General features: G+C 73.1%; 3 protein-coding genes. All 3 read left to right on the forward strand.

Annotated features, from left to right (window positions below):
• The first annotated feature begins 9 nt into the window (after positions 1-9).
• On the forward strand, positions 10-3,819 hold the full coding sequence (locus tag AB0E77_RS33720; protein ID WP_361578682.1) for an SDR family NAD(P)-dependent oxidoreductase: 3,810 nt from the start codon (positions 10-12) through the stop codon (positions 3,817-3,819).
• Positions 3,816-3,974 (forward strand): hypothetical protein, encoded by a 159-nt coding sequence (locus AB0E77_RS33725; protein WP_361578676.1) that lies wholly within the window; start codon positions 3,816-3,818, stop codon positions 3,972-3,974. The genes AB0E77_RS33720 and AB0E77_RS33725 overlap by 4 nt, the downstream gene beginning before the upstream one ends.
• Positions 3,974-11,697, forward strand: a 7,724-nt coding sequence (locus tag AB0E77_RS33730) for a type I polyketide synthase (RefSeq protein ID WP_361578679.1), incomplete at its 3' end; no start/stop codon positions are given. The genes AB0E77_RS33725 and AB0E77_RS33730, both read left to right, overlap by 1 nt.

Raw genomic sequence — 11,697 nt, forward strand, 5'->3', positions numbered from 1 at the left:
ACGGGTCGGTTGTCGTTGGTGTCGCATGGTTGGCTGGCTGATCATGCGGTGGCCGGGGTGGCGTTGTTGCCGGGTACGGCGTTTGTGGAGCTGGCGTTGCGTGCCGGGGACGCAGTCGGCTGTGACCGGGTGGAGGAGTTGACGTTGGAGGCGCCGTTGGCGCTTCCGCAGGACGGCGCCGTCTCCGTGCAGGTGACACTGGAGGGACCGGGAGACGGCGGACGACGCGAACTCGGCGTCTACGCCCGCCCCGACGGCCTCCCCGACGCGCCGTGGACGCGGCACGCCTCGGGCGTCCTCGCCTCCGGGGGCGCGGCCGTCGACGCGGAGCTGCGCGTGTGGCCGCCGACCGGTGCCGAGCCGTTCGATCTGACCGGGCTCTACGAGCGGCTGGCCGAGACGGGACTGGCGTACGGGCCGACGTTCCGCGGACTGGGCGCGGCCTGGCGGCGTGGCGACGAGGTGTTCGCCGAGGTGACACTGCCGGAGGAGGCAGCCGCGGAAGCGGACCGGTACGGGCTGCACCCCGCGCTGCTGGACTCGGCGCTGCACGCATGGCTGGCGGGCCCGGAGCGGGACTCCGCAGCCGTCCGGCTGCCGTTCGTGTGGCGTGGCGTGTCGCTGTACGCGACGGGTGCCACGGAGCTGCGGGTACGGCTCGCGCCGGCCGGAGCCGACGGAATGGCGGTGCTGGTCGCCGACACGGAGGGGACCGTGGTCGCCTCCGCCGACGCCCTGGTGACGCGCGAGCTCACCGGCGAGCAGATGGTGGCGGCCGCGCCGGGTGGGGCGAGCGACGCCCTGTACCGCGTGGACTGGAGCGAGTCGTCCGGCGCGGCCGACCCCGGTGCGGTGGCCGCGGACGGCGGTCGGTGCGCCGTCGTCGGGCCGGACACCCTCGACCTGCTCGGAGCGCTGAGGGCGGCGGACCGGGATGCCGGGGAGTACACCGACCTGGCGGCGTTGGCCGAACGGTGGGACTCCGCTTCGGCCGGCTCCGGCCTGGTCCTCGCGAGCCTCGTGTCGGACGGCGCTGCCGATGTCGTGACCGCCACCCGGGAGGTCACGCACCGGGCGCTGGACCTGGTGCGGACGTGGCTGACCCTGGACGGGCTCGACGGGGCGCGGCTGGTGCTGGTGACCCGTGGAGCACTGGCGGCGGATGCCGGTGAGGCACCGGCCGATCTGCCGGCCGCCGCCGTCTGGGGGCTGGTGCGGTCCGCGCAGGCCGAGCACCCGGAACGGTTCGTGCTGGTGGACGTGGACGACGCCGAGCAGAGCCTCACCGCCCTGCACGAGGCCGTACAGACCGGCGAACCCCAACTGGCCCTGCGTGAGGGCCGGGTGCGGGTGCCGAGGCTGGCCGGCGGAGTCGCCGACGGGGTGCTGACGCCGGAGGACGGCGTACGGGCCTGGCGGCTGACGGCGTCCGAGGACGGCACACTGGAGGGCCTGCGGCTGCGGCCGGCGCCGGACGCGACCCGGGAACTCGGCGAGCACGAGGTACGTATCGCCGTCCGGGCCGCCGGACTGAACTTCCGCGACGTCCTCCTCGCCCTGGGCATGTATCCCGACCCGGCCCTCATGGGCGGCGAGGGAGCGGGCGTGGTCGTGGCCACCGGGCCCGGCGTCTCGTCCTTCGCCGTGGGCGACCGGGTGCTCGGCATCTGGTCCGGCGGCTTCGGCCCGCTCGTCGTGGCGGACCAGCGGATGCTGGCGCGAGTGCCGGACGGCTGGTCGTTCGCCGAGGCCGCGTCCGTCCCCGTGGTCTACGTGACCGCGCTGTACGCGCTGCGGGACCTGGCCGGCGTACGCTCCGGCGAGTCACTGTTGGTGCACTCCGCGGCCGGCGGGGTCGGCATGGCGGCGGTGCAGCTCGCCCGGGCCTGGGACGTCGAGGTGTTCGCCACCGCGGGACCGGCCAAGTGGGAGCACGTGCGGGCGCTCGGCGTGGACGACGCCCACCTGGCGTCCTCGCGCTCGCTGGAGTTCGCGCGGCACTTCGCAGGCGGCTCGGGCACGGGCGGCGTGGTGGACGTCGTCCTGAACTCCCTGGCCGGGGAGTTCGTCGACGCCTCGCTCGGGCTGCTGCGCGACGGCGGCCGTTTCATCGAGATGGGCAAGACGGACGTACGGGACGCCACCACCGTCGCGGCCGGCCGTCCGGGCATCACCTACCGGGCCTTCGACCTGGGCGAGGCCGGCCCCGACCGGATCGGGACGATGCTGGCGGAGGTCATGGACCTCTTCACGCAGGGCCGGCTGCGGCTGCTGCCCACCCGCGTGTGGGACGTCCGCCGGGCGCCGGAGGCCTTCCGGTTCATGAGCCAGGCACGGCACGTCGGCAAGCTGGTGCTCAGCGTGCCCGCCGCCGCACCGGACCCCGACGGCACGGTGCTGATCACCGGCGCCGCCGGCACCCTCGGCCGCCTCGTCGCCCGGCACCTGGTCGAACGGCACGGCATACGCAGCCTGCTGCTGGTCAGCCGCCGAGGCCCCGACGCCGAGGGCATGCCGGAACTCCGGCAGGAGCTGACCGCGCTGGGCGCCTCGGTACGGGTCGCCGCCTGTGACGTAGCCGACCGCGACGCGCTGTCGGCACTCCTCGCCGACCTGCCGGACGGGCACGGCCTGACCGGCGTGGTGCACGCCGCGGGCATCCTGGACGACGGGACGGTGGCTTCCCTGACACCGGAGCGCGTCGACGCCCTCCTGCGCGTCAAGGCGGAGGCCGCCTGGCATCTGCACGAGGTGACGCGCCGCTTCGACCTCACCCTCTTCACCCTGTTCTCCTCCACCGCGGGCGTCTTCGGCTCCGCGGGCCAGGCGAACTACGCCGCGTCCAACACCTGGCTGGACGCCCTCGCCCAGCACCGCCGGGCGAAGGGCCTGCCGGCGCTGTCCCTGGCCTGGGGCCTGTGGGCGGAGCGCACCGGCATGACCGGCCACCTGAACCAGGCGGACCTGTCCCGCATGACCCGCGGCGGCCTGCTGCCCTTCTCCTCGCAGGAGGGACTGGCACTCCTCGACGGGGCGAGCGGCCTGGCGGAAGCCTTGGTCGTGCCCGCCCGCCTGGACACCCTGGCGCTGACCGAGCAGGCCACGCAGGGCGCCACCCCGCCGCCGGCCGTGCTGCGCGGCCTGGTGCGCCGCCCGGCACCGGCCCGGCGCGCACTCGTGCGGGAACAGCGGCCCTCCGACGAGCCGACGCTCGCGCAGCGCCTGACCGGGCTCTCCCCGGCGGAGCGGCGGCGGACGCTGCTGCGGCTGGTCCAGGAGCACGGTGCCACCGTGCTCGGACACGGCTCGGCCGTGTCCGTCGTGGCCGACCGCGGCTTCCTGGAGCTCGGCTTCGACTCCCTCACCGCCGTGGAACTGCGCAACCGGCTCAACGCGGCCACCGGCCTGCGGCTGCCGGCCACGCTGATCTTCGACTACCCGACCCCCGAGGCCCTCGCCGGACACCTGGACGAGGAGATCGCGCCCGCCGCGGACGCCCCGGTCCCCGGCGCCGACGCCTCCGCCCTGGCCGCCGAACTCGACCGCCTGGAGGCCACGTTGCACGGGGCCGCCGGCACCGACACCGCGACACGCGAACTGGTCAGCGGCCGTCTCCGGCAGCTCCTGACCACCGTGTCCGCCTGGAGCGACGGGACGGAAGGCGCAGCGGAACCGGCCCAGCCCCCTGCCGCCTCCGGCGAACCGTCGCCGGCCGGCGGAGACGCCGTCGCCGAACACCTGGAGAGCGCCGAGGCGGACGAACTGTTCGCCTTCATCGACCAGGAGTTCGGCTCGTCGGAAGGGTTCGGGTCCGCATGATCACTGGCAGGGACCGGGCCCGCATGATCACTCCCGGGAACGCCCACGCCGACCTGTCCGCCGCATCCGCGGTTCCGCACCGCCTCGTGAGCCCGCCGGGTTCCGCCCTGTCCTTCTCCCCGAACGCCCAGCTTCCCGAGCTCGTGAGGTCCTGATGTCGGAACAAGAAAAGCTTCTCGGTTACCTCCGTCGGGTCACCGCAGACCTGCATCAGACCCGCAGCCGGCTGCAGGAAGTGGAAGCCGCGGCCCACGAGCCGATCGCGATCGTCGGCATGGGCTGCCGCTTCCCCGGCAGCGTGCGCACCCCCGAGGACCTGTGGCGGCTGGTGTCCGGCGAGGAGGACGCCATCACGCCCTTCCCCGCCGACCGTGGCTGGGACCTCGACGCCGTGTACGACCCCGACCCCGACCGGCCGGGCACCACGTACGCCCGCGAGGGCGGCTTCCTCCACGAGGCCGGCGACTTCGACGCCGACTTCTTCGGCATCTCGCCCCGCGAGGCCACCGCGATGGACCCGCAGCAGCGGCTGCTGCTGGAGACCGCCTGGGAGGCGATCGAGCGCGCGGGCATCGACCCCGCCTCGCTCAAGGGCAGCCAGGCCGGCGTCTTCGCGGGCGCCGTCGCCCCCGACTACGGGCCCCGCGTCCACGAAGCCCCCGAAGGCGTCGAAGGCCACCTCGTGACCGGCAGCGCCATCAGCGTGGTGTCCGGACGCGTCGCCTACACCCTCGGCCTGGAGGGCCCCGCCGTCACGGTGGACACGGCCTGCTCCTCCTCCCTGGTCGCCCTGCACCTCGCCGCGCAGTCCCTGCGCCGCGGCGAATGCTCCCTCGCCCTTGCCGGCGGCGTCACGGTCATGGCCACCCCGGGCACCTTCACCGGCTTCAGCCGCCAGCGCGGACTCGCCGGAGACGGCCGCTGCAAGCCCTTCGCCGCCGCGGCCGACGGCTTCGGCCCCGCCGAAGGCGCCGGCATGCTCCTCCTGGAACGTCTCTCCGACGCCCGCCGCAACGGCCACCCCGTGCTGGCCGTCGTCCGCGGCACGGCCATCAACCAGGACGGCGCCAGCAGCGGACTGTCCGCCCCCAACGGCCCCTCCCAGCAGCGAGTGATCCGGGCCGCCCTGGCGGACGCCGGACTCACGGCCGCCCAGGTCACCGCCGTGGAGGCGCACGGCACCGGCACGAAGCTCGGCGACCCCATCGAGGCTCAGGCGCTGCTCGCGACGTACGGCCGCGAACACACCGCCGACAAGCCGCTGTTCCTCGGCTCCGTGAAGTCCAACATCGGACACACACAGGCGGCCGCGGGCGTGGCCGGTCTGATGAAGATGGTCCTGGCCCTGCGCCACGGCACCCTGCCCCGCACCCTGCACGTCGACGAGCCCTCCCCGCACGTCGACTGGTCCTCCGGCACCGTCGCCCTGCTCACCGAGGCCACGCCGTGGCCGCAGGGCGAGGAGCCCCGCCGGTTCGGTGTGTCCTCCTTCGGCATCAGCGGCACCAACGCCCACGCCATCGTCGAAGAGGCCCCCGCCCCGCAGGCCGACGCCGACCAGGAAGACCCGGACACCACCCCCGACTCCGCCCCGGCGCCGATGGCCCTGCCGGCCGTTCCCTGGGTGCTGTCGGCGAAGTCCGCGACGGCCCTGCGCGCCCAGGCGGCAAGCCTCCTGGAGCACCTGGGCGCCCACCCCGAGACGACCGGCCTCGACACCGGCCTGTCGCTCGCCACCACGCGAACCGCCTTCGACCACCGCGCGGTCGTCCTGGCCCCCGACCCCACGGCCGCCGTACGAGAACTCCAGGCATACCTCGACGGCCGAGGCACCACCGCCCTCGTCGAGGGCACCGTCCGGCACGGCATCGGCGTCGCCTTCGTGTTCCCGGGGCAGGGGTCGCAGTGGGCGGGGATGGCGGCTGAACTGCTCGACTCCTCACCGGTATTCGGGGCGCGTATGGCCGAGTGTGCGGTTGCGCTCGCGCCGTTCGTGGACTGGTCGCTGATCGACATCCTGCGTGATGCGGACACGGATGCCTGGCTCGACCAGGTCGACGTGGTGCAGCCGGTGTTGTGGGCTGTGATGGTGTCGCTGGCCGAGGTGTGGCGGTCGGTGGGTGTGGAGCCTGCTGCGGTGGTCGGTCATTCGCAGGGTGAGATCGCTGCCGCGTGTGTGGCGGGTGCGCTGTCGATCGAGGATGCGGCGAAGGTGGTGGCGCTGCGGAGCAAGGCGATTCGTGCGTTGTCCGGGCGTGGCGGGATGGTGTCTGTCTCGCTGGGCGTGGAGGCGGTGCGTGAGCGCCTGGCCGGCTGGGATGGTCGGCTGTCGGTGGCGGCGGTCAATGGTCCGTCGGTGGTGGTCGTGTCCGGTGACGCGGACGCGCTGGACGAGCTGCTGGCCGCGTGCGAGACGGAGGGTGTGCGGGCGCGCCGTATCGCGGTGGACTACGCCTCGCATTCCGCGCACGTCGAGGCGATCGAGGACGTTCTCCTGCGGGACCTGGCGGGGATCGCCCCGCGGGCGTCGAGCGTGCCGTTCTACTCGACGGTGACGGGCGGTGTCCTGGACACGTCGGCTCTGGATGCGGGGTACTGGTATCGCAACCTGCGGCAGACGGTGCGTTTCGCGGAGGCCATGGAGGCTCTGCTGGACGACGGTTTCCGTGTGTTCGTGGAGTCCAGTGCGCATCCGGTGCTGACGCTGGGTGTGGAGCAGACCGCCGAGACGCACACCGACACGCCGGTCACGGCGGTCGGTACGCTGCGCCGCGGTGAAGGCGGTCCTGAACGGTTCGTCACGTCGGTGGCGGAAGCCTTCGCCGGCGGTGCGCCCGTCGACTGGGCGAAGCTGTTCGAGGGGACCGGGGCGCGAAGGGTCGAACTGCCCACCTACGCCTTCCAGCACCAGCGTTACTGGCTGGAGGCCGCTCCGTCGCGGCCGCTCGCCCTGGGCATGGCGGACGGCGACCGCACGGACGCCATCTTCTGGGACGCGATCGAGCGGGAAGACGGCGAGACGCTGGCGGCCACGCTCCGCCTCGACACCGTCGAGCAGCAGGAGTCGTTCGACGCCGTCCTGCCCGCCCTGGCTCAGTGGCGTCGCCGGCGGCGCTCGGAGTCGACCGTCGACGAATGGCGCTACGTCGCCGCCTGGCGCCGAACCAACGGCACGGCCAACCCCTCGCTCTCCGGCACCTGGCTCCTCGTCACGCCCGCTGCGTGCGCCGACGACCCGCTGGTGGCGGACACCCGGCAGACCCTCGAGGAGCACGGCGCCGAGGTCGTCACCCTCACCCTGGACGGGAACGACGCCGACCGGACCGTACTGACCGAACGGCTCCGCACGATCACCGCGGACCACACGCCGTCCGGCGTCCTCTCCCTGCTCGCCCTGGACGAGACCCCCTACCCGGAGCACCCCGTCGCCGGCACCGGCCTGGTGCTGACCCTGTCGCTGATCCAGGCCCTGGGCGACCTCGGCACCGGGGCACCGCTGTGGTCCGCCACGCGGGGCGCGGTGTCCACCGGCAGCACGGACCCTCTGACCAGCCTGGCCCAGGCCACCGTATGGGGTATGGGCCGCGTCGCCGCCGTGGAGTACCCGGACACCTGGGGCGGCCTGGTCGACCTGCCGGCCACCCTGGACCGACGGGCCCGCACCCGGCTCGCCGGCGTCCTCGCGGCCACCGACGCCGAGGACCAGGTGGCCGTCCGCGCCTCCGGGGTCATGCTGCGACGCCTGAAACCCGCACCGCTCGGCGACAGCCGCCCCGTCCGCACCTGGAAGCCCCGGGGCACCGTCCTCGTCACCGGCGGCACCGGCGCCCTCGGCACCCACCTCGCCCGGTGGCTGGCCCGCAACGGCGCCGAGCACCTGATCCTGACCAGCCGCCGCGGGCTCGCCGCGCCCGGCGCCGAGGCGCTGGTCGCCGAACTCGCCGAACTCGGCACCCAGGTCACCGTCACCGCCTGCGACATGGCGGACCGCGACTCCGTGTCCGGCGTCCTCGCCTCCGTACCCGAGGACCGCCCCCTCAGCGCCGTCATCCACGCCGCCGCCCACATCGACCTGGCCGCCCTGGCCGAGACGACCGTGGCGGAGTTCGCCGTCGTCATGAACGCCAAGGCGGCCGGCGCGGCGCACCTCGACGCACTGCTGCGCGACACCCCGCTCGACGCGTTCGTCCTGTTCTCGTCCGTCTCCTCCCTCTGGGGCGTCGGCGACCACGGCGCCTACGCGGCGGCCAACGCCTACCTCGACGCGCTCGCCGAACGCCGCCGAGCCGACGGACTGACCGCCACCTCCGTGGCCTGGGGCGTGTGGGACGCGGTCGGCGACAACGCCCCCGAGGCCCTGGACCTGGACCAACTGCGCCGCCGTGGCCTGAGGTTCATGGACATCGACCTCGGCATCACCGCGCTCCAGCAGACACTCGACCACGACCAGACCCACCTGGCCATCGCCGACATGGACTGGGACACCTTCCTCCCGGTCTTCACCTCCGCGCGCCCCAGCCCGCTGCTGGACGAACTCGACGAGGCCCGGCGCCTCCGCCAGGAGAGCACCACGGGCGCGGCCGGCATCGCCGGCGGCCACGGGACCGACCCGGCCTCACCGCTCCGGCAGCGACTGACCGACCTGGCGCCCGGCGAACGCGGACACGCCGTCCTCGACCTCGTCCACGAACAGGTCGCGGCCGTCCTGGGCCACGCCGACACGGGCACGCTCGATTCCGGACGGGCCTTCAAGGAGCTCGGCTTCGACTCCCTGACCGCCGTGGAACTGCGGAACCGCCTGAACACGGCCACCGGCCTGCGACTGCCCGCCACCCTGATCTTCGACTACCCCAACAGCGCCGTACTGAGCGCCCACATCCTGGAGCAGCTCCTCGGAGCGACGGTGACGACGGCCCCGGACGGCCCCGCCACGACCGCGTCCGGCGTCGCCACCACGGCGCTGCCGACCGACGACGACCCCATCGCGATCGTCGCGATGAGCTGCCGCTACCCGGGCGGAGTGACCTCCCCCGAGGAACTGTGGCAGCTGGTCATGTCCGAGAACGACGCGATCGGCGAACTGCCCACCGACCGCGGCTGGGACATCGAGGGCCTCTACGACCCCGACCCCGACGCCCCCGGCAAGACGTACGTGCGCGAAGGCGGCTTCCTCTACGACGCCGCCCGGTTCGACCCCGGGTTCTTCGGTATCTCGCCGCGTGAGGCGGAGGCGATGGACCCGCAGCAGCGCCTGCTGCTGGAGACGTCCTGGGAGGCCTTCGAACGCGTCGGCGTGCCGGCCCCGTCCCTGCGCGGCAGCCGCACCGGCGTCTTCGTGGGCGTCAACTACCAGGAGTACGGCCCCCGCGTCCACGAAGCGCCCGAGGGCACCGAGGGCCACCTGATGACGGGCAACGCGGCCAGCGTCGTGTCCGGCCGCGTGTCCTACACGTTCGGGTTCGAGGGTCCCGCGGTGACGGTGGACACGGCGTGCTCGTCGTCGCTGGTCGCCCTGCACCTGGCCGCCCAGTCGCTGCGCCAGGGGGAGTGCTCCCTGGCACTGGCCGGCGGCGTCGCCGTCATGCCCACCCCCAGTGCGTTCATCGCCTTCAGCCGCCAGCGCGGCCTCGCCGCCGACGGCCGCTGCAAGGCGTTCGGCGCGGACGCGGACGGCATGGGGCTCGCCGAGGGCATCGGAGTGGTGCTGCTGGAGCGGCTGTCGGATGCGCGGCGCAACGGGCATCGGGTGCTGGCGGTGGTGCGGGGTTCGGCCGTCAATCAGGACGGTGCGAGCAATGGGCTGACGGCGCCGAACGGTCCGTCGCAGCAGAGGGTGATCCGTGCTGCGTTGGCGAATGCCGGGGTGTCCGCGGCTGAGGTCGATGTGGTGGAGGCGCACGGTACGGGTACGAAGTTGGGTGACCCGATCGAGGCGCAGGCGCTGCTGGCCACCTACGGTCAGGACCGTCCCGAGGACCGGCCGCTGCGGCTGGGCTCGGTGAAGTCGAACATCGGGCACAGCCAGGCCGCCGCGGGTGTCGCCGGTGTCATGAAGATGGTGCTGGCGATGCGGCACGGGGTGCTGCCGCGGACGTTGCATGTCGATGAGCCTTCGCCGCAGGTGGAGTGGTCGGCTGGTGCCGTCGAGCTGCTGACGGAGTCGGTCGAGTGGCCGGAGGCCGCTGAGCCGCGTCGGGCGGGTGTGTCCTCCTTCGGTATCAGCGGGACGAACGCGCACGTGATCCTGGAGGAGGCGCCGACCCTCGAGGCCGAGCCGATCGCGGACGCCGAGCCGCCGGTGATGGCGCCCGTGGTGCCGTGGGTGGTGTCGGGACGGTCCGACGCGGCGCTGCGAGCCCAGGCCGAGCGTCTGGCCGCATTCCTGAGTGATGCCTCGGATACCGACCCCGTCGACGTGGCGTGGTCGTTGGTGTCGGCTCGGTCGGTCTTTGAACACCGGGCTGTGGTGCTGCCGGGTGACCGGGCTGGGCTGTCTGCCGTGGTGTCGGGTGAGCCGGTCGCCGGTGTGGTGTGCGGTGAGGTGGTGCCGGGTCGGCTGGCGGTGTTGTTCTCTGGTCAGGGCAGTCAGCGTGTGGGGATGGGCCGGGGGTTGTATGAGGCGTTCCCGGTCTTCGCCGAGGCGTTCGACGAGGTGTGTGCCGGGTTCGACGGGTTGCTGGAACGACCGTTGCGGGAGGTCATCTTCAGCGACGAGGAGGCCCTTGACGCGACCGTGTTCACGCAGGCGGCGTTGTTCGCCATCGAGGTGGCGCTGTTCCGGCTCGTGGAGTCGTGGGGTGTGCGTCCTGATGTGGTCGGCGGGCACTCCATCGGTGAGCTGGCGGCAGCCCATGTCGCCGGTGTGTGGTCGCTGGAGGACGCGTGTGTGCTGGTGGCCGCGCGCGGACGCCTGATGCAGGCACTGCCGTCGGGCGGGGCGATGCTCGCCGTCGAAGCGGACGAAGCCGTCGTCAACGCGTCACTGGCCGGCCGGGAGGGTGTGGCTGTTGCGGCGGTCAACGGGCCGCAGGCGGTGGTGGTTTCCGGCGACGGTGCTGTCGTCTCGGAGCTTGAGGAGGCATGGCGGGCTGAGGGTCGTCGGGTGCGTCGGCTGCGGGTGTCGCATGCCTTCCATTCGCCGTTGATGGAGCCGATGCTGGACGAGTTCCGGCAGATCGCCCAGTCCCTCACCTATGACGAGCCCCGGCTCTCGGTCCTGTCGAACGTGACGGGTGAGCTGGCGGCTGCGGAGGGCGTGTGTGACCCCGAGTACTGGGTGCGTCATGTGCGGGAGGCGGTGCGTTTCGCCGACGGCATCACGCATCTCTCCGAGCAGGGTGTGACGGCCTGCCTCGAGTTGGGTCCGGATGGTGTGCTGTCCGGGATGGGCGCGGACTCCGTGCCGGAGATGGTGTTCGCTCCGGTCCTGCGTAAGGACCGGGATGAGGCCGGGTCGCTCGTGGAAGCCTTGGCGCAGGTGTATGTGCGGGGTCATGCCGTGGACTGGGCTGCGTTCCTTGCCCCGTCCCGCCCTCGGCTGGTGGAGCTGCCCACCTACGCCTTCCAGCGAGACCGGTACTGGATGGAATCCGCTCCGGAAGCCGTGGGTGACATCATCCGTGACTCGGCTGATTCCGGTTTCTGGGAGGCGGTGGAGCGTGGGGATGCGTCGGAGGTGGCGGATCTGCTGGCGTTGCCGGCGGATGGTGCGTCGCTGACGGCGGTGTTGCCGGCGTTGTCGGCGTGGCGTCGGCGGGATCGTGAGTGGTCGGCGGTCGAGGGCTGGCGTTATCGGGTGGCGTGGTCGCCGGTGACGGTGGGTTCGGGTGTGTTGTCGGGGGCTTGGCTGGTTGTGGTGCCGGCTGGTCTGGCTGATGA

It is taken from the genome of Streptomyces sp. NPDC032940, from assembly GCF_040636935.1.
In the GTDB taxonomy this organism is placed as follows: domain Bacteria; phylum Actinomycetota; class Actinomycetes; order Streptomycetales; family Streptomycetaceae; genus Streptomyces.

Bases quoted from the DNA above. Each gene is read 5' to 3' on its own strand.
- AB0E77_RS33725 (WP_361578676.1), top strand. From the start codon at position 3,816: ATGATCACTGGCAGGGACCGGGCCCGCATGATCACTCCCGGGAACGCC.